Genomic DNA, 25,063 nt, shown 5'->3' with positions numbered 1-25,063 from the left:
ATGTTTTTCTTCATTATACCCTATCACTGTTATCTTAACGTTCATATTTGAAACCCCTCTTAGCATTTTCGCCAAGAGGGGTTTTCCATTAAAACATTTCGGATACTGTTTTTGCTTGCATATGAAGAAGTAAATAGTCTGGACCGCCTGCTTTCGAGTCTGTTCCAGACATATTGAACCCACCGAATGGGTGGTAGCCGACGATCGCTCCTGTGCAGCCGCGGTTGAAGTAAAGGTTGCCAACATGGAACTCCTCGCGCGCTTTTTCTAAATGGAAGCGGTTTTTCGAAATAACCGCACCTGTTAAGCCGTATTCTGTGTTGTTTGCAATTTCAAGCGCTTGATCGAAGTCTTTTGCTTTCGTAAACGCAACGACTGGTCCGAAAATTTCTTCTTGCATAATGCGCGCTTTCGGATCGACATCTGCAAACACCGTTGGTTGAATGAAGAAGCCTTTCGAGTCGTCTCCTTCGCCGCCTGTCATAAGCTTGCCTTCTTGTTTACCAATTTCGATATATTCCATAATTTTGTTATATGCCGATTGATCGATAACCGGTCCCATAAATGTGCTTTGTTCTTCTGGATTGCCGACTTTTAATTGCTTCGTTAACTCGACAACGCGGTTTAATACTTGATCGTATACGTCTTCAAGCGCAACAACGCGCGAGCATGCTGAACATTTTTGGCCAGAGAAACCGAATGCCGATGCCACAATCGATTGTGCAGCTAATTCAAGATCTGCTTCTTTATCAACAACAATCGTGTCTTTTCCGCCCATTTCGGCAATGACGCGCTTGAGCCAAATTTGTCCTGGATGCACTTTAGCGGCACGCTCATAAATGCGAATGCCGACATCGCGTGAGCCTGTGAAGCTAATAAAACGTGTGCGCGGATGGTCGACTAAATAATCGCCTACTTCCGCACCGCTTCCCGGAATGTAGTTTAATACACCTGCTGGAAGACCTGCTTCTTCTAACACTTCCACGAACTTATAAGCAACGACTGGTGTTGCACTTGCTGGTTTTAAAAGCACCGTATTTCCTGTTACAAGTGCTGCGACTGTCGTTCCCGCCATAATCGCAAATGGGAAGTTCCACGGTGAAATGACAACGCCAACGCCAAGCGGAATGTAGAAGAAACGGTTTGTTTCTCCCGGACGACTCTCCACAGGAATGCCGTCTTTTAATTTCAACATTTGGCGAGCATAATATTCCATAAAATCAATCGCTTCAGCAGTATCTGCATCTGCTTCTTTCCACGGCTTCCCTGCTTCTTTCACAAGCAATGCGGAAAACTCATGTTTGCGACGGCGCACAATCGCTGCGGCGCGGAATAAAATGTCTGCGCGCATTTCTGGTTTTGTTTTGCTCCACCATGTAAACGCCGCATCGGCTGTTTGCATCGCTTTTTCTGCTAAATCTTTATTCGCTTTCGCTACGCGACCGACAACTTCTGTTTTATTCGCTGGATTAATGGAAACAATCTTATCTTCTGTCATGATTCGTTCTCCACCAATGACAAGCGGATAATCTTGACCGAGATAAGCTTGTACCGTCTTCAATCCTTCTTCAAACGCTTTTTTGTTTGCTTCGATTGTAAAGTCTGTAAATGGTTCATGTTTGTAAGGTTGTACCATATGTAAGCCCCCTTTGTTGAAATTACAAAAGCGTTTTCATGCACACAATTTCATTCTAACGGATGGAGCATACATATTCAAATTTTTTATGGTTGGTAGATGTGAACAAACGGTTCATTTTTGTCTGGGCTTTTTATAATAATACTTTCCGGTCCGCGCACCGAAGAAATGTAAACGGAAATCGGCATATAATCAGGCATTTTTTCCATAAGAAGACCTGTGACGTATTGCGTAAATCCAATAACTTCTGCTTTTCCGTAAAACTGCATAACGATGTCAATTGTCAATTGTTGTAGTTGGTCATCGCGGTAAAATGCCCGGCCGATCACCCCCGTGTAATTTGGGAAAAATTCTTCAATATCTGACTTCAAATTTAAAAACTTGACTAAATCATCGCGATGATTTTTTTCCGCTTCATCCGATGGAAACACGTAATATTCTTCATTTATTTTTTCCCAATCTTGAATGGCGTTACTTCCTTTATCGACATAACCAACCGCAAAAAAGTGTCCTGGAACAATGGACGATTTCGGTTGTTGTTCGAATAAGCCAACAACGATCGGCACTTCTCTTAATCCATCGATTTGACGTAAACGAGAAACAATTTCTTCTGCTGCTTTTTTCCCTTCCTTCTCCATATCGCTTTTCGGAATTTTTACTTCACGTGGATATCCTTCTTCCGTCTCATAGTAATGGACAGAATTCATCGCAAGCCCGAGGACGACTCCACCTAATTGTACTTTATCGTTTCCTTTTTTTACTAAGTAGTTGTGCTCTAAAATATGAGAAATGTAAAGTGGATGTTTTTTATTTTTTTCTTCATTTGTCCCTTCACTTCCGAGCGCAGGGTTCAACCCTTCTCCATTTCCTTGTTTTCGTTTGAGCCAAGACTCAATCGTTTTTCGATCTAAATATTGCCCTTGTTGAAATAAATATTGTGACGGAGAAAACTTGTCTTGTGCGATGCGCATTAAACCGAGTTCAAATTCATCCATATCTAATCGTGTATTAACATTTTCAACGACGAGTCCGCGCGCCTCTCCGGGTTGAAATGGTAAAATTGTGCGATAATACGAGTTAGAAATGTTGTACTTTGGAATAATCGCCTTTTGTTTTTTATTATCTGTTTCTTGCACAACTTGCTCTTCTTGATTAAATTTTGGCGCGCATGCTGACAAAGTAAGAAGCGTACAAGTGAGCAATATGATCAGCCTTTTCATCGTTCACACCTGCTTTTATTGTTGTATTTCTTGAAGAAAACGCGCTTCATCCCAAATCGTAATGCCAAGCTGTTTCGCTTTTTCTAATTTTGATCCAGCGTCTTCACCTACAACGACAACGTCCGTTTTTTTACTGACACTTCCTGTCACTTTTCCACCTAGTGCTTCAATTTTCTCTTTTGCTTCGCTCCGCGACATTGATTGTAATGTGCCTGTTAAAACAAACGTCTTCCCAGCAAACGTTGAGCTTATATCCGCCGTCCGTTTCGCACCTTTATATGTCATATTGACGCCATATGCTCGCAAACGTTCAAGCAATTGCTTTACTTCTTCTTTTGAAAAATACGTCACAATTGAGTCCGCCATTTTTTCACCAATTTCATGAATGGCTGTCAGTTCTTCTTTCGTCGCTTGTTGAAGACGTTCCATCGTTTCAAAATGCTCCGCTAACGTTTTTGCCGCTTTTGCGCCCACATGGCGAATACCAAGCCCGAACAATAAGCGCTCAAGTGAATTTTGTTTCGATGTTTCAATCGCTTGCAGTAAGTTTGTTGCTGATTTTTCCCCCATTCGTTCTAACGCGACAAGTTTGTCTTTCGTTAACGTATACAAATCCGCCACGCTACGAACGAGACCGTGTTCAAATAGTTGAGCGATCACTTTTTCGCCTAATCCGTCAATATTCATCGCTTGGCGTGAAACGAAATGGGCAAGTCCCTCTCGAATTTGTGCCGGACATTGCGGATTGACGCAACGAAGCGCGACTTCATCATCAAGACGAACGAGTTCGCTCGCGCATGCTGGGCAATGCGTTGGCATATCGAACGGCTTCTCTTGTCCCGTTCGCCGCTCTGGCAATGAACGCACAACCTCTGGAATAATATCGCCCGCTTTTTTAATGACGACGTAATCGCCAAGACGAATATCTTTTTCACGAATGTAGTCTTCATTATGGAGCGATGCACGCTGTACAATCGTACCTGCCACACGCACAGGCTGCAAAATAGCTGTTGGAGTGACCACACCTGTTCGACCGACACTTAGCTCAATATCAACAAGTTGTGTCACAACTTCTTCAGCCGGAAATTTATAAGCAATGGCCCAGCGTGGACTTTTCGCTGTCGCTCCTAGTTGCTTTTGTTGCGCAAACGCATCTACTTTAATGACGATTCCATCAATATCATACGGCAATGACGCGCGTCGCTCATGCCACTGTTCAATGTAAGAAAGTACATCATCTATCGTTTCGCATACTTGCCACGTTGGATTTGTTTTAAATCCGAGCTCGTCTAAATAATTAAGCGACTCACTATGAGAAACGAATCCGAGCTCTTCTGCATTGACGACATGATATACAAATATATCTAACTGACGGGACGCAACGACTTTTGGATCAAGTTGACGAAGCGAGCCAGCTGCCGCGTTGCGCGGATTAGCAAACAATTCTTCTCCGTTCATTTTGCGCTTTTCATTTAACTTTTCAAACGATTTTCGTGGCATATATGCTTCCCCACGCACTTCAATCGACACTTGTTTACGCAATCGAAGCGGCAATGAGCGAATCGTTTTTAAATTTTCCGTAATATCTTCTCCAGTCGTTCCATCTCCGCGTGTCGCTCCTTGTACGAAATAGCCATTTTCATAACGGAGCGATACGGCTAAACCGTCAATTTTCAATTCACATACGTAACGGACGTCACCAACTTCTTGGCGCACACGGCGGTCAAAATCTCGTAAATCCCCTTCATGAAAAGCATTGCTTAAACTAAGCATCGGCACGCGGTGAAGCACCTTTGCAAACGCTTCTAACGGCGCTCCGCCAACGCGTTGCGACGGAGAATCCGGTGTTTTATATTGTGGATATTGTTCCTCTAACTCGATCAATTTTCTCATTAATTCATCGTACTCGGCATCAGAAATAGAAGGTTTGTCTAATACGTAATATTCATAGTTATATTTCTCAATTTGTTGGCGCAATTCGGCAATTTGCTTTTCAACGTCGTGTTGTGCCACGTTCTTCATCCTTTCTACACTTTCGTAATCGGAGCAAATTTCGCCAATAGTCGTTTAATGCCAATTGGGCTTGAAAAAGCGACATCCAGCTCTTGATCACCATCGCTTTCTTTTACGCGCACAATTGTCCCAATGCCCCACACTTTATGGCTCACCTTATCTCCTACGCGCCATCCTCCTTGCGAAACGGTAGATGAACGTTGAGATGTCGCCTGTTGTTTCACTCGTTTATGTGCATATTCAATGAGCTCTTCAGGAATTTCATCAATAAAACGAGATGGGGCGTTAACATGCGTTTGCCCGAATAACGTACGCATATGCGCACGCGTTAAAAAGAGCTCTTCTTCCGCACGCGTAATGCCAACATACGCTAAACGTCGTTCCTCTTCCATTTCATCTTCATCGTTTAATGAGCGGTTATGCGGGAAGATCCCTTCTTCGAGTCCGACTAAAAAGACGACAGGAAACTCTAATCCTTTTGCAGAATGAAGTGTCATTAAAACAACCGCATCGTTTGTTTGCCCTTCATTATCATTATCAAGCTGATCGATATCCGCAACAAGCGCTAAGTCCGTTAAAAAAGCAACAAGTGACTTATCTTCGTTTACTTGTTCAAAATGTTGAGTAACTGATAAAAACTCGTCAATGTTTTCAAGTCGACTGTGTGCCTCTAACGTTTTTTCTTCACGAAGCATATCGCGATAACCTGAACGGTCGAGCACATCTTCGACAAGCTCCGTGACGGATAAATAGTGTTGCATTTGGCTCCAATGATGAATTTGTTCGCGAAATTGCACGAGCGGTGCAGCGATGCGAGCGCTAATTCCCATTTCTTCAATAGAACCGAGCGCATCAAACATCGATATTCCTCGGCTAGAAGCATATGCTGCAATTTTATCAATTGTTGATGCCCCAATGCCGCGTTTTGGAACGTTAATAATGCGTGTAAAACTAATGTCATCATTCGGATTCGCAATTAAGCGCAAATAAGCTAAAATATCTTTAATTTCTTTTCGGTCATAGAATTTTAAACCGCCAACAATTTTATATGGGATATTCGCCTTTAATAACATTTCTTCAAGCACGCGCGATTGCGCATTCGTTCGATATAAAACAGCAAAATCTTTATACGCTCGTTTTCCTGCATCGACATATTCTTTAATTTTTCCAACGACAAATTGCGCTTCATCTACTTCCGTCATCGCCTCATAATACACAAGCGCATGTCCCTCGCTATTCTCCGTCCAAAGCTTTTTCGGTTTTCGTTGCGTGTTATGCTCAATAACTGCATTGGCTGCTTGTAAAATACGTTTCGTCGAGCGGTAATTTTGCTCAAGCAAAATGACTTTGGCGTTCGGATAATCTTTTTCAAACGATAAAATGTTGCTAATATCGGCACCGCGCCAACGATAAATCGATTGATCAGAATCGCCGACCACACATAAGTTTTGAAATCGTTTCGCAAGCATGTTCACGAGCAAATATTGCGAGCGGTTCGTATCTTGATATTCATCGACATGAATGTACTGAAACTTTCGTTGATAATATTCCAACACTTCCGGAACACGTTGAAATAGTTGAATCGTCGTCATAATTAAGTCATCAAAATCAAGGGCATGATTGCGCAACAATCGCTTTTGATATTCTTTATACACATCCGCGACAAGCTTCTCATATGGACTTGCCGCTTGGTCGGCATATTTTTCTGGCGTTATCAATTCGTTTTTCGCGCTGCTAATTGTACCTAAAAGCGCACGTGGATCATATTTTTTCGGGTCAATATTGCGATCTTTTAAAATATGTTTTAACACGGATAATTGATCGGTTGGATCCAGAATGGAAAAGTTCGCATGAATGCCGATTCGATCGATGTCGCGTCGCAAAATGCGAACGCACATCGAGTGAAACGTAGAAATCCATATATCTTCCGCTTGCTTTCCAACGATTCGTTCTACACGTTCTTTCATTTCACGCGCTGCTTTGTTTGTAAATGTAATCGCTAAAATGTTCCATGGAGCAACATCTTTCTCCGCCATTAAATAAGCGATGCGATGCGTTAACACGCGCGTCTTTCCACTTCCTGCCCCCGCCATAATTAAAAGCGGACCTTCCGTCGTTTTCACAGCCTCTTTTTGTTTTTCATTTAATCCTTCCAACAGCATATGTGCTGACATACTCATTTTTTTCACCACCAAAACATATGTTCTCTTTTTTATTCTCCATTTATGCCGATTTTCCTTTTACCGCTTCGACTGTTTGTAACGCCATTTGTAAATTTGTATAAATCGCATTTCCTACAACAACCGTGTCGGCCCACATCGCCATCTCTTTCGCTTGTTCAGGTGTATGAATGCCACCGCCATAAAACAAACGTGTGCCTTCTAGCGTCCGTTTCACTTTCTCTACAAGCGCCACATCTCCGTATCGCCCGCTATATTCCATATAAAAAATTGGAAAATGGTACATATGTTCCGCCATTCGAGCATACGCAATAACATCTTCTTCTGTTACATTCGTTCGTGCACTTGTTAATGATGCCGCTTTACATTCGTCATTTAAAATACAATACCCTTCAACAAACAGTTCTTCCCAATTAATTAAGTCACCAAACTGTTTGACCGCTTCGTGATGCAAATCAATTAACCAAGTCAGATCACGGCTATTTAACACCATTGGAATGAAATAATAGTCAAACCCAGGTGTAATCGCCTCAATATTTGATACTTCTAATGCACATGGAACGGAAAAACGGCGCACGCGCGCAAGCAAATCGATGACGTTTTCAAGCGTCACACCGTCTGTTCCGCCAACAATGATCGCATCCGTTCCTGATTCGCATACTTGTTCTAATTGTTCATCTGTTATTTCTTTATTCGGATCTAATTTAAACACATGGCGCCATGTTGTTATCTCATTCATGTTTTTTCACCTCATCTCATTATAACAAAAATCATAACAAAAAATCGTAAAAAGAAGCTGACTCATTGTGAGCCAGCCTCCTCTTGTTGTTCATTATAAATGCGATCGAGTGCCATCGCATACGCATCATTTCCGTAGTTTAAGCAACGTTTTACGCGCGAAATAGTCGCTGTGCTTGCCCCTGTTTCTGTTTCAATTTTATGATACGTATATCCTTCGCGCAACATGCGAGCTACTTCCAACCGTTGCGCAAGCGCTTGTATTTCATTGACGGTACATAAATCATCGAAAAAACGATAACATTCTTCTAAATCTTTCAATGACAAAATCGCGCGAAATAATTGGTCAAGCTCTCTGCCTCGCAATTTATTAATTTGCATATACGTCCCCCTATTCATATTGTACTTGCTTTAAGTCCGGAACGACTTGAATCCACGTTTTTCCTCGGGTAAATCCGAGCGGAACACCGTCTTTATAAGGAAGGAGGCGTCCGTCAATATTTTTCCACTCCACTTCCTGCACCGTTCCTTCTTGAAATAAATACCCTTTTCCACCTGATGTAAAGTCAATGTCTCTTCGACCATAGTCGTCAATAATTTGATGCGTCGCTTCAATGACGAACACATTTTCTACCGCAATCGGTGTATTCGTCTCCCGATCCACTGTCGGCTCTCCACCGCTCGAACGAACATATTTCGTTCCGTCGTACGCATAATGAACGTGAGCATACGATCGTTTAGAGTACACCACATCAATATTCGTCGCTTTTACAGCGTTTGTCAAATCGTTTGTGAAAAATGGTAGCGATCTGACTTCTTCTTCGAACGCGTAGCCGTTTTTTTCAGCACCTTTTTTAATATTTTCAAAGGAAATGTACGAGTTGTGCGGTGCCTTTCGTGTGCGATCTCGCCAAAACAATGTTCCATCGTAAAACAGTCCATTGACATAATCCGCAGCACCAGACTTTAACAACGTCTGCGCCTCTGGACTCCATCCGTGACAGACATATAAAGCATGAAAGCCATTGCTTAATTGAATAAAGTAATCTCTTGCGCTTCGAACAGGGCCAATGATTTCAGGTTGCTCGCTTTGATAAATGGCTAACAGCCGTGTAATATCTCCTTCCGCAAGCACTTCATATACGATATCTGCTTTGTGTAATCCCGATTGAGGTCGTGCGGCAGGATAGTTATTAATCATCACCGCCACAGCTCGTTGCATCGTTTTTTCATTCGTTGGCATGCCTGTTAACGGAAACGTCCATGATGTTTCCTTTGTTTCTTTTTTATTTTCCTGTTCGACTGTTGTCGGTGGGGACTTGTTTTCTTTTACATTGGACTCTGTACGTTGACATCCGATGCTAAACAAAAACACCGCCATGATCATAAATAGAAAAAATAATCGCCGCAACATGAACCCAACCTTTCGTTTTCGTCCCTTTTATATTTTAACGCATTATTGTTGGAAAGAGTACTGTTTTATGCATCACATCGTAAATTCCTTTTGGTGTGATGCGAATGTAAGGTAAATGTGTCGACGATAAAAAGAGCAAAGTGTAAATCGGGTCAGCAAACGTATAGCCACGCGCTCGCAACAACTCTCCAAGCGTTTTTTCTTCTTCTATTAGCTCTTTCATCGGCTTCGGTGACATTAATCCGCCTAATGGAAGGGAAATGTCGTGGATGACTTCCCCGTGTTCACATAACACAATGCCGCCTCCCATTTGTTTCATCCGTTCAAATGCAACCAATAAATCGCGTTTACTTTTTCCGATCAAAAGAATATCTCCTGTATTTGAATACGAGCTAACAAGTGCTTGCACATGTGTCGCAAATCCTTTTAATACGGTGTTTACACGCCATTTTCCGTGACGATCAATAAGCATTAAAAAACTTTCATCGTGATCGGTTGATAACTCATTAGCAGATGTATCAATAGAAATCGAATATGGCTTAATAATGACTGAGTTTTCCATGTACATCCCTAATGGCATCGAAAATTGCAAATCATCCATCTGTAAATCCCAAGATAAAGAGAGCGGCGCAAGACCATGTACGTCCCATTCAACGGCTGAAAAAGCAGAGACAGGTACACCATCACGTTTGACCCACTGTCCGCTCGCTAAAACAGAGATCGGTGTCGGATTTGACGCATGTTCAAGAATGTTAATATGCGCAATGCGCCCTGGCGTAATGCTTCCGTGCAAATGATCGATATTGTAATAACGAGCGATGTTCCATGTGGCCATGCTGTATGCATCAATGTCACGTACTCCTTCTTGCAATGCGATGCGAATCATTTCGTCGATCAATCCTTTTTCATAAAAGGCAGGCGTCGATCCGTCTGTTGTAAACATGCATTGATCGTAATGATGAATACCGAATTGTTTCATCTCTTTAAGCAATGTCGGCAAATCCGGTCGGATGGACGAATGGCGCAATGATACGGTATACCCGTGCATTAATCGCTTATACACATCGTTTCCGGTCATCGATTCATGATCAGCATCCGCCCCAAATAACTTCATTTTCGTCAGCGTACGATCTGAGGCGCCGGGAAAATGACCTTCCACTTTTTTACCAAGTTTTTTCGCCTCTTGCATCCAATGGAGAACGAAATCGTCCCCTTCTAACAGTTTTGGCCATCCAGTCAATTCACCGACTTGTAACACCGCATCATTTTCAAGCCATCCTTTCATGTTTTTATATGAAAAAAGATGTTCTTCTCCTTCCATTTCTGTTTGGGGATCAAGTCGGCACCACCAATACATCGTCACCGGTTGTTTTTCCATAGCGGACAAAAAAGAAAACGCTTTCTTTTTTGTCAACTGTAAAAAAAGAAATAAATTGTCGTTAATCAGTGTTGTCGTACCGAACTGCGCTGCATATTCAGCAAGCGTTTGGGGATTATATAACTGAAACGGATGAGCATGAGGCTCAATATAGCCAGGAACGAGCACTTGATTCTTGCAGTCGATGACTTCACATGAATCTAATTGCTTCGGTTTATTTGGACCGACGTACACAATTCGGTCGTCGCAAATCCATACGTTCCCTTGCACCCATTGACGTATGTATGGATGTAAATATGTTGCGTTCATTAACACTTTTGTTGGCGCTTGCTTTCCGTCAACTATCGCAACGTGTTTGCGAATTTGTTCACTTTTCCATCGATATCGTTTTTCCATCATGATCGCTTTCCTCCTAAATCGTACCATCATCTATACACATTTTAACGGATGAAAGCGAATTTCACAAACAAAAAGGAGGATTCACATGAAACAAAACATCGGTGTCATTAACGCGATGATTCGCATTACATTCGGGTTTACAATGCTTGCTTGGGCAACAGCAAGTCTTTCTCGCAAGCCGTGGCGCGAATCGTATATATGGGTCATCATGCTCGCTGCAATGAAAATTGCGGAAGGTATTGTTCGTTTCTGTCCTGTCATGGCGTTATTTGAACGGTATCAATGCCAATGTGATCACAACGATAAGAACGAAAAAGCGATTCCGATTGAACCAGTCAACCCTTCGTAACAATAACCCCCTTGTATACGTACAAGGGGGTAAAAAAGGAGAGAACGAATATGATTGCTGAATATATAACAGATACGCTTTTCATTCTTATTCTTTTAATCGGCAGCCTCGTTGCGCTTAGTTTTGTATATGTTCGCAAGCGACGTGCGCGATAGCTTTATGGCCAATATCACGCCGATAAAACAGTTGATCGCATTCAATATGTTGCATTTCTTCGTACACAAGACGTTGTGCTTCTTTTAATGTTTTTCCACTCGCAACAACAAGGAGCACTCGTCCCCCATCTGTTACCCACTCATCGTTTATATGCTTCGTGCCAGCATGGAAAATTTGCGCTTTCGTTACTTGTTCAAGCCCTCGAATAACAGCGCCTTTTTCATATTGCTCAGGATATCCTTTCGCCGCTAAAACAACCCCAACGGTTGCTTCATCGCTCCAATGTAATGTAATCGGTTGATCTTCTAAAAGCGAAACGATTACTTCAGCAAGATCATTTTTTAACCGCGGTAAAATGACTTGCGCTTCTGGATCACCAAATCGCGCATTAAACTCAATTACCTTTGGTCCTTCCTCTGTTGCGATTAATCCGGCATATAAAAATCCTGTAAATGCACACCCCTCTTGTATTAATGCCTTCGCTGTCGGCTTTACAATTGTTTCAATTGCTGCATAAACAGTTTGTTCACTTATTTGCGGAACAGGAGAATAGGCGCCCATCCCCCCTGTGTTCGGTCCTTGATCGCCATCAAACGCACGCTTATGGTCTTGCGCAATAACCATCGGATACACGTGTTCACTATGCACAAACGCCATAAGTGAAAATTCTTCACCTTGTAAATATTGCTCAATAACAACTTGTGTACCAGCTTCACCGAACTTTTTTGCGACCATTATATCATGCAACGCATGAAGCGCTTCGTCGATCGTCATCGCTACCGTTACACCTTTTCCTGCTGCAAGCCCATCCGCTTTAATGACAATCGGAGCCCCTTGTTCGCGCACATAATGAACAGCTTCCTCGTAATTTGTAAACGTCGCATAATTTGCGGTTGGGATGTTGTATTTTCTCATCAGTTCTTTCGCAAACGCTTTGCTTCCTTCAATTAATGCGGCTTTTTGTTTCGGACCAAAAATGCGCAATCCTTCCCTTTCAAAACGATCGACAATACCAGCTAATAGCGGTGCTTCTGGACCAACGATCGTCAAATCGATCGCCTCTCTTTTCGCCCATTGTACGAGCGCTTCGACATCAGTTTCTGAAATTGGAACGCACGTAGCAATCGATTTCATTCCGTCATTTCCAGGCGCCACATATACATGATTCACACGTGGACTTTGCGATACTTTCCATGCAAGCGCGTGCTCGCGACCGCCACGTCCGATAATGAGCACTTTCATCCGTTGTCGCCTCCTTTAATGTTTAAAATGACGAACCCCTGTAAATACCATTGCAATTCCATATTCATTTGCTTTTTGAATGGAATCTTCATCACGAATCGAGCCACCTGGCTGAATAATCGCAGTCACTCCCGCCTGTGCAGCGGCCTCAACGGTATCGCTCATCGGAAAAAAAGCATCAGAGGCTAATACAGCGCCTCTCGCATGCTCACCCGCTTGTTCTATCGCAATTTTTGCCGCTCCCACACGGTTCATTTGTCCAGCTCCAACACCAATCGTCATTCCGTTTTTTGCTAACACAATCGCATTCGACTTGACATGCTTCACCACACGCCAAGCAAACGTTAAATTCGCCCATTCTTCCTCGGTCGGTTGTCTTTCTGTCACGACTTGCAGCGTTGCATCATCAATTGTATATGTATCTTCGTCTTGGACGAGCAATCCGCCGCGCACCGATACGATAAACGGCTCTTGTTTCCGCTCTGCTTGGAAATCAACAGTTAACAAACGAATGTTTTTCTTCCTTGTTAAAATTTCTAGCGCTTGTTCTGTAAATGACGGGGCGATAACGATTTCTAAAAAGATGTCGTTTAACTTCGCAGCCGTTTGTTCATCAACTTCACGATTTAACGCCACAATGCCGCCAAAAATCGACGTCGGATCAGCCTCATAAGCTTTTTGAAACGCTTCCGCAATCGTTTCACCGACACCTACTCCACACGGATTCATATGCTTCACCGCCACCGCTGCTGGCTCGACAAATTCTGCAACAATTTGTAGCGCTGCGTTCGCATCGTTAATGTTGTTGTACGACAGTTCTTTTCCATGCAACTGCTTTGCTGCTGCAATAGAAAACGGTGAGCTGAGCGGTTTTTCGTAAAATGCAGCCGTTTGATGCGGATTTTCACCGTATCGTAACGATTGTTTTTTCACAAACGTCATCGTCATCGTTTCCGGATACGTTTCTCCAACAATGTTCGTCAAATATTGCGCAATCATCGCATCATATGCTGCTGTATGGCGAAATACTTTCGCAGCTAATGCCCGTCTCGTCTCAAGCAATACTTCGCCATATTGTTTTAGCTGTTCGATGACTAACTCATAGTCAGTAGGATCGACGATAGCTGTGACATAAGCATGGTTTTTTGCCGCTGCCCGCAGCATAGTCGGACCGCCAATATCGATATTTTCAATCGCTTCCATAAACGGCACGTTCGGCTTTGCGATCGTTTCTTGGAATGGATATAAATTGACAACAACAAAGTCGATTGGCGTAATGGCATGGTCTTGCAACTGTTTTTTATGCGTTTCATCATCCCGAACAGCTAACAGTCCACCGTGAATGTTTGGATGAAGTGTTTTCACACGTCCGTCTAAAATTTCCGGGAAGTTTGTCACGTCAGAAATGCTGACGACCGGAATGCCATGCTCCGCTAATACGCGCTTCGTTCCGCCCGTTGAAATAATTTCAACACCTAACTCAACTAGTTGTTTAGCAAACGTAACAATTCCTTTTTTATTTGATACGCTAATGATCGCTCGTTTTTTCATGATTTGTACTCCCTTTCTCCGTCAACAATTGTTGAATGACTTGTGGATACAACGTATGTTCTATTTCATGAATGCGGCGCTCAACGCTTTCTAATGGCTCCCCATCATAAATGTATAGCGCTTGTTGAGCAATGATCGGTCCTGTATCCATTCCTTCATCAACATAATGCACCGTCACCCCTGTCACTTTCACACCGTAACGATACGCTTGACGGATCGCATCTTTACCCGGAAACGCCGGTAAAAGAGACGGATGAATGTTTACAATTTTATTTGGATACGCCTGCAAAAGCGTTGAACCGATCAGTCGCATGTAACCAGCCAGAACGATCCATTCAATTTCTTTTTGCTGTAGTTGTTTTAAAATTTCACGTTCAAACTGCTGCTTCGTTTCATATTGTTTAGGGTTAAAAACAAACAACGGAACGTGTTCACGAATCGCTCGTTCAATCACTTTTGCATGCGGCCAGTCACATACGAGAAGCGCAACTTCCGCTTGCACTTCTCCTTTTTTTACTGCGTCAACAATTGCTTGAAAATTCGTTCCGCTTCCTGAGGCAAAAATGGCTATTCGCTTCATTCCACTTTTCCTCCAGCAAACGATACACCCGATCCTTCTTTTATTCGACCGATGATATACGCTTTCTCTCCGCACGATTCAAGCAACTGCACAACATCTGGCACGATGTCGCTATCGACAGCTAACACAAAACCGATACCCATATTAAAAATATTGAACATTTCCATTCGTTGTAGCTGTCCGTGTTGTTGTAAAAAGTTAAAAATGGCTGGAATGGGCCATGAACCGTAATCGACTTCAGCTTGCAATCCGTTTGGTAACATGCGTGGAATGTTTTCGATAAAACCGCCACCTGTAATATGTGCCATCCCTTTTATATGAAATTGTTTTAACGCTTCGCGCACCGCTCGAACGTAAATGCGCGTAGGGGTTAATAGTTCTTCGCCAAGCGGGCGAGCAAATGGTTCATATACGTGATCCAATTGCAAGTTCGCATCTTTTATAATTTTTCGCACGAGCGAATAGCCGTTGCTATGCAAACCGCTCGAAGCTAAACCGATCAACACATCGCCAGGAACAATCGTATCTCCTGTCACTAATTTTTCTTTTTCTACTACTCCAACCGCAAAACCTGCTACATCGTATTCATCTTCAGCATACATGCCCGGCATTTCTGCTGTTTCTCCTCCAATGAGCGCACACCCTGCTTCGACGCAGCCATCGGCAATTCCTTTTACAATATGCTCGATTTTTTCTGGCACTGCTTTTCCGCAAGCAATGTAGTCGAGAAAGAAAAGAGGCTCCGCCCCTTGTACGACAATATCATTTACACACATGGCTACGCAGTCTATTCCGATCGTATCGTGCCGATCGAAAGCGAACGCAATCATCAACTTCGTCCCAACTCCGTCCGTTCCTGATACAAGGACAGGTTGCTTATAACCGAGCGAAGATAGATCAAACATTCCTCCAAAACCACCTAAACTTCCTAATGCACCGATTCGGGCAGTTTTAGCGACATGTTTTTTCATTCGTTCTACTGCTTCATACCCAGCTTCAATATTCACTCCGGCTTGTTTGTACGCATGCGCCAACGTGCTCCCCTCCAATCCTTGTCGGATATTGTCCAGTGAAACAAGCTAAACATTGTCCACAGTTTGCTGAATCGTTTGATCTTCCAATCGCCTGCAAAAGTCCTTCTTTGCTCAAAAATGCGAGGGAATCCGCTTCAATAAGCTGACGAATTTCTTCAATCGTGTGTCTAGCAGCAATAAGCTCATCTTTTGTTGACGTATCGATCCCATAAAAACATGGATGCGTAATCGGCGGTGAGCTAATGCGCACATGCACTTCCGTCGCCCCTGCCTCTCGAAGCATACGTACGATGCGCTTGCTCGTCGTTCCACGCACAATTGAATCATCAACCATCACAACTCGTTTACCGGCTACAACTCCACGAACAGGCGATAATTTCATTTTTACCCCTTGTTCGCGAAGTGCTTGAGACGGTTGAATAAACGTCCGACCAACATAACGATTTTTAATGAGCCCTAATTCATACGGAATGCCTGTCGCTTCCGCGTAGCCAATTGCCACCGAAATGCTCGAATCCGGTACACCTGTAACAACATCGGCTTCAACAGGTGCTTCAAATGCTAGCTGCTTCCCGAGATTTTTCCGTGCTGTATGAATGTTAATGCCATCCACGTTGCTGTCAGGACGAGCGAAATAAATATATTCCATGCTACAAATGGAGCGAGAAACCCTCGGAGCAAAACGCTCAGAACGAATCCCTTGTTTGTTAATCATAATGAGTTCTCCCGGCTCCACTTCTCGCTCATATGTGGCACCAATGACATCAAACGCACACGTTTCCGATGCTACAACGTATGCCTCACCTAAGCGCCCAAGCGATAAAGGACGGAAACCATGTGGATCAAGAGCGATATACATTTCTGTTTCCGTCAAAATGAGAAAAGCAAAAGCGCCACGTAAATGCGTCAACGCTTCTTTAATTCGTTCTTTTAAAATTGGTTCGCCGCTGCGCTTAATTAAATGAGCAAGCACTTCGGTATCAGACGTCGTTTGAAAAATGCTCCCTTGTTGCTCTAAACGAAAGCGTAATTCATCGGCATTCACTAAATTTCCGTTATGCGCAAGCGCTAAACTACCACCTTGCGAACGAAACAAAAGCGGCTGAACATTCGCATATCCGCCCCCACCTGCAGTAGAGTAACGGACGTGGCCGATAGCAGCCATGCCCGTTAGTTTTTCTAACTCTCCGCGACTAAACACTTCCGTCACTAAACCGAGGCCTTTATGAAACTGGAGCGTTCCGTTTCCTCCAACGACAATGCCCGCACCTTCTTGCCCGCGATGTTGTAAACTATGCAGCCCGTAATACGTTAACGTCGCTGCTTCCTCATGTCCCCAAATACCGAAAATCCCACACTCTTCGTTTAATCCTTTGATTTCAGCAAGCATGGAATAGCTCCTTTCCATACATTTCGCATCGTTTCTACTGAGACGTGGAGAATGCATGCATCTCCACTTGTCACATGAAGCGTTTCGTCATTTGTCACTTCCCCGATACATACTGCTTGAACGAGTTGTTCGAACGTTTGTTGATGTTCTTTTTTCACAGAAACAACAAAGCGTGATTGCGTTTCACTAAACAGTTCAGAAACAACATCGCCACCGATCGTCACATGTGCGCCTAAACCTTGTGCGTCGATTAAACATTCCGCAAGGGCAACCGCTAGGCCACCTTCTGATACATCGTGAGCGGAGGCCACAACTCCCGCCCGAATGGCGGTAAGAAGCTGTCGTTGTCTTGTCGCCTCAACGTGTAAATCAATCGTTGGAGCTTTACCAAAAATGCGGCCTGTTAACCATTTTTGTAGCTCGCTCCCGCCAAATTCTTGCTTAGCTTCCCCAATGACATAAATCAAGTCGCCAGGTTGTTTAAATGTTTGTGTCGTAATATGGCTAATATGTTCAACGACGCCCACCATGCCGACAATCGGTGTCGGATAAATCGCTTCGCCGTTCGTCTCATTATAAAGCGATACATTTCCACTAATCACGGGCGTTTCAAGTACACGGCACGCTTCGCTCATTCCCTCTACTGCTTTTTCAAGTTGCCAAAAAATTTCTGGTTTCTCCGGATTACCGAAATTTAAGCAATCCGTGACAGCAAGTGGCTGAGCCCCTGAACAAACGATGTTGCGTGCTGCCTCCGCAATCGCAATTTTTCCACCGACTTCTGGATTTAAATAAACGTAGCGAGAATTACAATCGGTCGTCATCGCTAACGCTTTATTCGTGCCGCGAATACGTAAAACGGCTGCGTCAGATCCTGGCGCAACAACTGTGTTTGTTCGAACCATATAGTCGTATTGTTCATATACCCATTGTTTGCTTGCAATCGTCGGTTGACCTAATAACCCAAGCAATGTTTCTTCATAGTTATGAATGATCGGTACGTATTCCATCGTCTGAAACTCGCGATAATACGCCGGTTCTTTCGATGGCTTATAATATACAGGAGCATCTTTAGCTAGTGCATCAACCGGAATTTCTGCGACGACTTCTCCGCGGTGATACAAGCGCAACATATGGTCATCGGTTACGCGTCCAATCGCTTTCGCTTCTAGCCCATATTTCGCAAACACATCTATCATTTCTTGTTCGCGACCTTTTTTAACAACGAGAAGCATGCGCTCTTGCGATTCAGATAGCATCATTTCATACGGCGTCATTCCTGTTTCACGCTGTGGAACGAGATCTAAGTTCAGTTCGATTCCAGAGCCAGCTTTGCTTGCCATTTCCGCTGACGAACTTGTTAAACCTGCCGCCCCCATATCTTGCATGCCGACGAGCGCATCGGAATGAATGACTTCCAAACAAGCTTCAAGAAGCAATTTCTCCATAAACGGATCCCCGACTTGAACAGCTGGACGCTTTTGTTCAGATTGTTCCGTTAATTCTTCGGATGCAAATGTCGCTCCATGAATGCCGTCACGTCCCGTTTTCGCACCGACATACATGACCGTATTTCCAACGCCTGCAGCAATTCCTTTTTGAATATCTTCATGCCGGATGAGCCCAACACACATCGCATTCACAAGTGGATTTCCTTCATATGCAGCATCAAATTGTACTTCACCACCGACTGTCGGAATGCCAACGCAATTTCCGTATCCAGCAATGCCTGCGACAACGCGTTCAAATAAATATTTCACACGCGGTGACGTTAATTCCCCAAAGCGAAGCGAGTTTAATAACGCAATTGGTCGCGCCCCCATCGAAAACACATCGCGAATAATGCCCCCAACGCCCGTCGCCGCCCCTTGATACGGCTCAATCGCAGACGGATGATTATGGCTTTCGATTTTAAATGCAACGGCTAATCCATCTCCAATATCTACAATACCTGCCCCTTCTCCCGGCCCTTGCAATACATGTTTTCCTTCCGTTGGAAACTTCTTTAATACAGGTTTCGAGTTTTTATAGCTACAATGTTCCGACCACATCACAGAAAAAATGCCTGTTTCCGTATAATTCGGGAGACGACCAAGGATGCGTTCAACCATCGCAAATTCTTCGTCCGTTAACCCCATTTCTCGATACAATTTTTGTTCTTTAATCATTGCTGGACTTGGTTCAAGTAGTAACGACATGTGCGTCCCTCCAATATGTCACGATTGATTGAAACAGTTTTAGCCCGTCAGCTCCGCCAAGCAGTTCATGAACAGCACGCTCAGGGTGCGGCATCATCCCAAGTACATTTCCTTTTTCATTCACAATCCCTGCAATGTTTTGTAAGCTACCGTTTGGATTTTCTCCTTCATATCGAAAAACAATTTGATTGTTGGCAATAAGCTGTTGTAACGTTTGTTCGTCACAATAATAGTTTCCTTCCCCGTGCGCAATCGGAATGGTAATCACTTCCCCGCGTTCGTATTGTGATGTAAACATCGTTTCGTTATTTTCAACGCGAAGTTTGACTGGACGACAAATAAACGTTAACGTATCGTTGCGTCGCATTGCCCCTGGAAGAAGACCCGCTTCGAGTAAAATTTGAAATCCGTTACATACACCTAAAATCGGTTTTCCTTCATCTGCTGCTTTTTTGATCGCTTTCATTACGTTAGAAAAGCGCGCAATCGCTCCAGATCGTAAATAATCTCCGTATGAAAAACCACCTGGCAAAAGAATCGCATCAAACTCATCTAAACAATGGGCATCATGCCAAACGTATTCGACGTCTTCCCCTAATTCGTCCGCAATCGCATGATACATGTCAACATCGCAATTAGAGCCCGGAAATACAACGACCGCAAATTTCACTGCACGACGACCTCCTCAATGTCATAGCGATAATCTTCAATGACCGTATTCGCTAACAGTTTTTCGCACATTTCCTTCACGACTGTATCAATATCGCGGTCACTTTTTTCCACTACTAGCTCCATAAACTTTCCGATTCGTACGTCTTGCACTTCGTAGTAGTTTAACGTATGAAGCGCTCCTTTTACCGCATTGCCTTGTGGATCTAATACGTTTTCACGCAATGTGACATACACCTTTACTTTATACATGATAATCCTCCTAATCGTTGTAAAAGTTTCGTATATGTTTCTGTTAAGTCGCCTAAATCGCGGCGAAATACATCTTTATCGAATTTTTCTTTCGTGTGTACATCCCATAATCGACACGTATCTGGGGAAATTTCATCCGCTAGCAACACCGCCCCCGTTTCATCTTTTCCAAACTCTAATTTAAAATCGACAAGCTGTAAGTCACACGAGCGAAATAAAGAAGTTAAAATGTCGTTCACGCGGAACGCCATTTGCTTCATGTGCACAAGCTCATCGGGGGAAGCAAGCTGCAACAGAGCGATATGATCTTCTGTTAATAGAGGATCGCCTAAGTCGTCATTTTTGTAGTAAAATTCTACAATCGGCTTCTCGATGACGGCCCCTTCCTGAAGACCGATTCGTTTCGCTAGACTACCGGCGACAATATTGCGGACAACAACTTCGAGGGGAATAATCGTCACTTGTCGCACAAGCTGTTCGGTGTCAGATATTTTACGAATAAAATGATTGTTCACACCCGCTTCATGCAACAAGGAAAATAGTAAACTCGTAATTTCGTTATTTAATCTCCCTTTTCCAGCAATCGTTGCTTTTTTCTCACCGTTAAATGCCGTGGCTTCATCTTTATATTCGATCCATAATACCCCTTTTTCATTTGTTGCATACACTTTTTTCGCTTTTCCTTCATATAGAAGGTGTTGCTTTTCCATGTTCTCTCCCCCATTTATCCAGAATATTAGCAACTTTTTATATATAGGTAAGGCAATCTGCCTTACCTACTGCAAACCAAGTCGGCTAAAAATCGTATCAACATGTTTTAAATGATAGTTGTAATCAAAGCAATCTGCGATTTGTTCCTTTGTTAAACGACTTGTAATTACTTCGTCTGCTTCAATTAACGAGCGGAACGGCACTTGTTTTTCCCACGCTTCCATCGCTTTCGGCTGTACAAGATCATATGCTTCCTCGCGCGTCATCCCTGTATCAATAAGCGCCAATAATACGCGCTGCGAATAAATAAGTCCAAGGGTACGATCCATATTTTTCTTCATGTTTTCAGGGAATACCGTCAAGTTTTTCACAATGTTTGTAAAACGATGAAGCATGTAGTCTAGAGCGATCGTTGCATCCGGTAAAATAATACGCTCCGCAGACGAGTGTGAAATGTCGCGTTCATGCCAAAGCGGTACATTTTCATAGGCAGTTAACATATAGCCGCGAATGACGCGCGCCATGCCTGTCATGTTTTCTGAACCGATCGGATTGCGCTTATGCGGCATAGCTGATGAGCCTTTTTGTCCCTTTGCAAAAAATTCTTCCACTTCACGCGTTTCACTTTTTTGTAATCCGCGAATTTCAACTGCAAATTTTTCAATGGATGTCGCAATTAAAGCGAGCGTCGCCATGTAGTGCGCATGACGATCACGCTGCAATGTTTGCGTTGAAATTGGTGCAGGCTGTAAGCCAAGTTTTTCACATACGTACTGTTCGACAAACGGATCAATGTTTGCATACGTGCCAACCGCACCAGAAATTTTTCCAACGCGCACGGTTTCCGCCGCTTGCTTAAAACGTTCCAAATTTCGCTCCATTTCTGCATACCAAAGCGCCAATTTTAATCCGAACGTTGTCGGTTCAGCATGCACACCGTGTGTCCGTCCCATCATAACCGTATATTTATGTTCGATCGCCTTCTCTTTTAATACCGCAATAAAATTTTCTAAATCGCGCAATAAAATTTCATTTGCTTGTTTTAGTAAATACGATAATGCTGTATCAACGACATCCGTAGATGTAAGGCCGTAATGTACCCATTTTCGCTCTTCTCCTAACGTCTCTGATACGGCACGCGTAAAGGCAACGACATCATGGCGCGTTTCTTCTTCAATTTCTTTAATACGTTCAATGTTGAATGATGCATGTTGACGAATTTTTTCCACATCTTCTTTCGGAATGACACCTAATTCTGCCCATGCTTCACACGCTAAAATTTCGACTTCTAACCAAGCACGAAAACGGTTTTCCTCCGTCCAAATCGCTCCCATTTCCGGTCTTGTGTAACGTTCAATCATACGTTCATCCTCCGATCTGTCCAAATCGCAAATTCGTCTATTTTTCGTTGCACCTCATCGACATCGTCAACTAACCACGTGATATGCCCCATTTTCCGCTTCGGCTTCGCTTCTTTTTTTCCATAAAAGTGAACATGAGCATCACGAAATTGATCGATGTTTCGGATCACGTCGTCAACATGTTCTCCTAAAATATTGACCATAATTGAAGGTTTTAATAATTTCGTACTGCCAAGCGGCCAATTGCACACAGCACGAATATGTTGTTGAAATTGCGATGTGATACAACCGTTTATTGTATAATGACCTGAGTTGTGCGGTCTAGGGGCAAGTTCGTTAACATATAATTGTCCGTCTTTTGTCAAAAACATTTCAATTGCTAACGTGCCAACGAGTTGGAACGCTTCTGCTAACTGTTTCGCATATGTTTCTGCCTGTTCGATAATTGAACGACTAACCTGGGCAGGAGCAATTGTTTCATGCAAAATGTTGTCGCGATGAATGTTTTCAACGACAGGGAAAAGCGCCATTTCACCAGAAACATTTCGGGCAACGATAATGGATAACTCTTTTACAAACGGTATCCATGCTTCCAATACACACTCACCATAAGTTAAAAGCGAACGTGCGGTACCTATATCATTTAAGCAACGAATGACAACTTGCCCTTTCCCATCATATCCACCCCGACACGTTTTCAACACAGATGGAATACCAATCTCTTGAATCGCTTCTTCTAATCCTTCTTCTTTAAGTACGAGACGATAAGGCGCAACAGGTAAGCCTACAGACTGAACGGCTCGTTTTTCTTTCCAGCGATGTTGTGTCATAGCAAGCAACTCGCTTCCTTGCGGCACGTATCCCTTCTTTGCCAACCGTTTTAATGCGTCGGCATCAATGTTTTCAAACTCATACGTAACGACATCACTTATTTCAGCTAATTGATGTAACGCTTCTTCATCGCTATATGAAGCAACAATTTCAATATCAGCTACTTGAGCACACGGAGATTGTGGGGTAGGGTCGAGTACTGCCACAAAAAATCCCATCTCTTTTGCCGCAATCGCCATCATTCTTCCTAGTTGTCCTCCACCAATAATACCGATCGTTTGACCTGGAACAATCGTTTTATTCAAGCTGATCACTACTTTCCATCACTTGTTTTCGAATCGCTTCACGTCGCTTGCGCAATGCTTCCATATACGTTGGCTCATACGTTCCAAGAATCGAAACAGCAAGCAACGCTGCGTTTATCGCACCTGCTTTTCCGATTGCCACTGTCGCTACTGGCACTCCACCTGGCATTTGAACAATGGAGAGTAAAGAATCTAAACCGTTGAGCGTCTGGGATTTTATTGGTACCCCAATGACAGGAAGCGTCGTTTTTGCTGCTACCATTCCCGGTAAATGTGCAGCCCCGCCCGCTCCAGCAATGATCACTTTTATTCCGCGCTCTTCCACTGATTCGGCATATGCAAACATATAGTCTGGCGTACGATGGGCTGAAACAACTTTTTTTTCGAACGGAACATGTAACTCTTCTAATATATCGCACGCATAACGCATCGTTTCCCAGTCTGACTGACTGCCCATAATAACAGCTACAAGTGACTGCATCTATATTTTCACCTCTTTTTATCATTCAGAAAAAAATCCAGAACGATGCCCTCGATAATAAGGGAAAGCATCGTTCTGGACATATTTCGCCCATGGGGTGAAAAAAGCCAATAAGATCCTTTCCCTCATAGTCCAATAATTTACGGTTATTGGGTAGAGACTTTCGGGCCATATTCCCAAAATTATATGAGGGTTCCATAACGTATTCACTTACTTTCATCTTACCAACCATTTTTAATGGATGTCAACACAAAATCGAACATTTTTAAAAATGAAATATTTAATGTTCGGTTTTTACTTAAAAATCACCATTTTATTTATTGTATCGTATAGTAAAAAGAAAAAGAGAAAGGAGGAAAACTATGGACTGGACGAAGCAGTGGGAAGCGTTTTTTTCTAATCCTTTTTGGAATTCATCAAACGCTTTTTCTTCTCATACACCTGGCATCAATATGTATCGTCGTGAAAACGAATTACTCGTCATCGTTGCAATCCCAGGTTTAGAGGATGTACACGATGCGGAAGTATATATTCATTATAATACGTTAGAAATCAAAGCGAACGTTCAATTACATTTTGAAGGGTTTGAATTAATTGAAGAAGGCATTACACAAGGACCGTTTGAGCGAGTCATGCAACTTCCTTTCCCTGTAGGAGAAAAAGTCGACGCTGTATACGAGAATGGGCTACTTTTTATTCATCTTCATCGCCTCGTTCCCGATCATATAAAAAGAAAAGTGGAAATTAAATAAAAAATGAGCTAACCAATATCGGTTAGCTCTTCACTATGGGGGAGAGGATTGTAAAAGCGTTAAACGCAAATACATGGACAAAAAAAGTTAGAGAACAAAATGGAGATGCTCTCTAACTTGCTATGTCCGCCCGGCAACGTCCTACTCTCGCAGGCGGTGTCCCGCCAACTACCATCGGCGCTGGAGAGCTTAACTTCCGTGTTCGGGATGGGAACGGGTGTGA

23 protein-coding genes, 1 rRNA gene and 1 riboswitch are annotated in these 25,063 nt (G+C 43.2%); of the genes, 3 read left to right on the top strand and 21 right to left on the bottom strand.

What is annotated here, in order from left to right:
• Nucleotides 1-88: 88 nt before the first annotated feature.
• The 8 genes from pruA to HNR63_RS11605 all read right to left on the bottom strand — a co-directional run bounded on the left by pruA (nt 89) and on the right by HNR63_RS11605 (nt 10,978).
• Entirely contained in the window at nt 89-1,636 is a 1,548-nt protein-coding gene (gene pruA / locus HNR63_RS11640; protein ID WP_085788668.1) for an L-glutamate gamma-semialdehyde dehydrogenase, read from the bottom strand.
• A gap of 86 nt (nt 1,637-1,722) precedes the next feature.
• Nucleotides 1,723-2,856, bottom strand: coding sequence for a CamS family sex pheromone protein (locus tag HNR63_RS11635; protein ID WP_085788669.1), 1,134 nt, complete (start codon nt 2,854-2,856; stop codon nt 1,723-1,725).
• A gap of 15 nt (nt 2,857-2,871) precedes the next feature.
• Complete coding sequence (gene ligA, locus HNR63_RS11630) at nt 2,872-4,878, bottom strand: NAD-dependent DNA ligase LigA (RefSeq protein WP_181520811.1); 2,007 nt, start codon at nt 4,876-4,878, stop codon at nt 2,872-2,874.
• Nucleotides 4,879-4,883: 5 nt separating this feature from the next.
• Nucleotides 4,884-7,049, bottom strand: a complete 2,166-nt coding sequence (gene pcrA, locus HNR63_RS11625) for a DNA helicase PcrA (protein ID WP_181520810.1) — start codon at nt 7,047-7,049, stop codon at nt 4,884-4,886.
• Between the two features lie 43 nt (nt 7,050-7,092).
• The gene (gene pcrB, locus HNR63_RS11620) at nt 7,093-7,788 is read right to left on the bottom strand and encodes a heptaprenylglyceryl phosphate synthase (RefSeq protein WP_181520809.1); all 696 of its coding nucleotides are present in this window, start codon (nt 7,786-7,788) and stop codon (nt 7,093-7,095) included.
• Nucleotides 7,789-7,850: 62 nt separating this feature from the next.
• Nucleotides 7,851-8,168, bottom strand: a complete 318-nt coding sequence (locus tag HNR63_RS11615; protein WP_006323616.1) for a YerC/YecD family TrpR-related protein — start codon at nt 8,166-8,168, stop codon at nt 7,851-7,853.
• Nucleotides 8,169-8,178: 10 nt separating this feature from the next.
• Nucleotides 8,179-9,201, bottom strand: a complete 1,023-nt coding sequence (locus tag HNR63_RS11610; protein ID WP_181520808.1) for a DUF3048 domain-containing protein — start codon at nt 9,199-9,201, stop codon at nt 8,179-8,181.
• A 34-nt stretch (nt 9,202-9,235) separates the two neighbouring features.
• Complete coding sequence (locus tag HNR63_RS11605; RefSeq protein ID WP_181520807.1) at nt 9,236-10,978, bottom strand: adenine deaminase C-terminal domain-containing protein; 1,743 nt, start codon at nt 10,976-10,978, stop codon at nt 9,236-9,238.
• 85 nt (nt 10,979-11,063) lie between these two features.
• Here HNR63_RS11605 and HNR63_RS11600 point away from each other — a divergent pair, with 85 nt between their 5' ends.
• On the top strand, nt 11,064-11,327 hold the full coding sequence (locus HNR63_RS11600; RefSeq protein ID WP_042888228.1) for a YgaP family membrane protein: 264 nt from the start codon (nt 11,064-11,066) through the stop codon (nt 11,325-11,327).
• 50 nt (nt 11,328-11,377) lie between these two features.
• Nucleotides 11,378-11,482 (top strand): EYxxD motif small membrane protein, encoded by a 105-nt coding sequence (locus tag HNR63_RS13950; protein WP_343047747.1) that lies wholly within the window; start codon nt 11,378-11,380, stop codon nt 11,480-11,482.
• Here the strand turns inward: HNR63_RS13950 and purD are convergent.
• The 12 genes from purD to purE all read right to left on the bottom strand — a co-directional run bounded on the left by purD (nt 11,445) and on the right by purE (nt 24,088).
• Entirely contained in the window at nt 11,445-12,725 is a 1,281-nt protein-coding gene (gene purD, locus HNR63_RS11595) for a phosphoribosylamine--glycine ligase (protein WP_181520806.1), read from the bottom strand. The genes HNR63_RS13950 and purD overlap by 38 nt on opposite strands.
• A gap of 15 nt (nt 12,726-12,740) precedes the next feature.
• The gene (gene purH / locus HNR63_RS11590; RefSeq protein WP_181520805.1) at nt 12,741-14,276 is read right to left on the bottom strand and encodes a bifunctional phosphoribosylaminoimidazolecarboxamide formyltransferase/IMP cyclohydrolase; all 1,536 of its coding nucleotides are present in this window, start codon (nt 14,274-14,276) and stop codon (nt 12,741-12,743) included.
• Complete coding sequence (gene purN / locus HNR63_RS11585) at nt 14,254-14,856, bottom strand: phosphoribosylglycinamide formyltransferase (RefSeq protein ID WP_181520804.1); 603 nt, start codon at nt 14,854-14,856, stop codon at nt 14,254-14,256. Before purN ends, purH begins: the two co-directional genes overlap by 23 nt.
• Nucleotides 14,853-15,890, bottom strand: coding sequence for a phosphoribosylformylglycinamidine cyclo-ligase (purM, locus tag HNR63_RS11580; protein ID WP_021095156.1), 1,038 nt, complete (start codon nt 15,888-15,890; stop codon nt 14,853-14,855). Before purM ends, purN begins: the two co-directional genes overlap by 4 nt.
• Entirely contained in the window at nt 15,853-17,280 is a 1,428-nt protein-coding gene (gene purF / locus HNR63_RS11575) for an amidophosphoribosyltransferase (protein ID WP_085789449.1), read from the bottom strand. The genes purM and purF overlap by 38 nt, the downstream gene beginning before the upstream one ends.
• The gene (gene purL / locus HNR63_RS11570; RefSeq protein WP_085789450.1) at nt 17,256-19,478 is read right to left on the bottom strand and encodes a phosphoribosylformylglycinamidine synthase subunit PurL; all 2,223 of its coding nucleotides are present in this window, start codon (nt 19,476-19,478) and stop codon (nt 17,256-17,258) included. The genes purF and purL overlap by 25 nt, the downstream gene beginning before the upstream one ends.
• On the bottom strand, nt 19,462-20,148 hold the full coding sequence (purQ, locus tag HNR63_RS11565) for a phosphoribosylformylglycinamidine synthase subunit PurQ (RefSeq protein ID WP_085789451.1): 687 nt from the start codon (nt 20,146-20,148) through the stop codon (nt 19,462-19,464). The genes purL and purQ overlap by 17 nt, the downstream gene beginning before the upstream one ends.
• Nucleotides 20,145-20,399: a phosphoribosylformylglycinamidine synthase subunit PurS gene (gene purS, locus HNR63_RS11560; RefSeq protein WP_021095152.1), complete on the bottom strand. Its 255-nt coding sequence runs from the start codon at nt 20,397-20,399 to the stop codon at nt 20,145-20,147. The genes purQ and purS overlap by 4 nt, the downstream gene beginning before the upstream one ends.
• Nucleotides 20,387-21,109 (bottom strand): phosphoribosylaminoimidazolesuccinocarboxamide synthase, encoded by a 723-nt coding sequence (purC, locus tag HNR63_RS11555; protein WP_085789452.1) that lies wholly within the window; start codon nt 21,107-21,109, stop codon nt 20,387-20,389. The genes purS and purC overlap by 13 nt, the downstream gene beginning before the upstream one ends.
• Nucleotides 21,110-21,175: 66 nt before the next feature.
• The gene (gene purB / locus HNR63_RS11550) at nt 21,176-22,471 is read right to left on the bottom strand and encodes an adenylosuccinate lyase (RefSeq protein ID WP_009360741.1); all 1,296 of its coding nucleotides are present in this window, start codon (nt 22,469-22,471) and stop codon (nt 21,176-21,178) included.
• Nucleotides 22,468-23,616, bottom strand: a complete 1,149-nt coding sequence (gene purK / locus HNR63_RS11545; RefSeq protein WP_181520803.1) for a 5-(carboxyamino)imidazole ribonucleotide synthase — start codon at nt 23,614-23,616, stop codon at nt 22,468-22,470. The genes purB and purK overlap by 4 nt, the downstream gene beginning before the upstream one ends.
• Nucleotides 23,600-24,088 (bottom strand): 5-(carboxyamino)imidazole ribonucleotide mutase, encoded by a 489-nt coding sequence (purE, locus tag HNR63_RS11540; protein ID WP_181520802.1) that lies wholly within the window; start codon nt 24,086-24,088, stop codon nt 23,600-23,602. Before purE ends, purK begins: the two co-directional genes overlap by 17 nt.
• A 108-nt stretch (nt 24,089-24,196) precedes the next feature.
• Nucleotides 24,197-24,298: riboswitch (purine riboswitch) on the bottom strand.
• Nucleotides 24,299-24,450: 152 nt separating this feature from the next.
• Between purE and HNR63_RS11535 the strand changes: the two genes are divergently transcribed.
• Nucleotides 24,451-24,840, top strand: coding sequence for an Hsp20/alpha crystallin family protein (locus HNR63_RS11535; protein WP_181520801.1), 390 nt, complete (start codon nt 24,451-24,453; stop codon nt 24,838-24,840).
• Between the two features lie 128 nt (nt 24,841-24,968).
• Here HNR63_RS11535 and rrf read toward each other — a convergent pair.
• Nucleotides 24,969-25,063, bottom strand: a 5S ribosomal RNA gene (gene rrf, locus HNR63_RS11530); the annotation flags it as partial.

Origin of the sequence: Anoxybacillus ayderensis, assembly GCF_013761015.1 — a bacterium.
Classification (GTDB): domain Bacteria; phylum Bacillota; class Bacilli; order Bacillales; family Anoxybacillaceae; genus Anoxybacillus; species Anoxybacillus ayderensis.
Note: the sequence above shows the minus strand (reverse complement) of the source record. Positions and strands in the feature narration are given on the sequence as shown.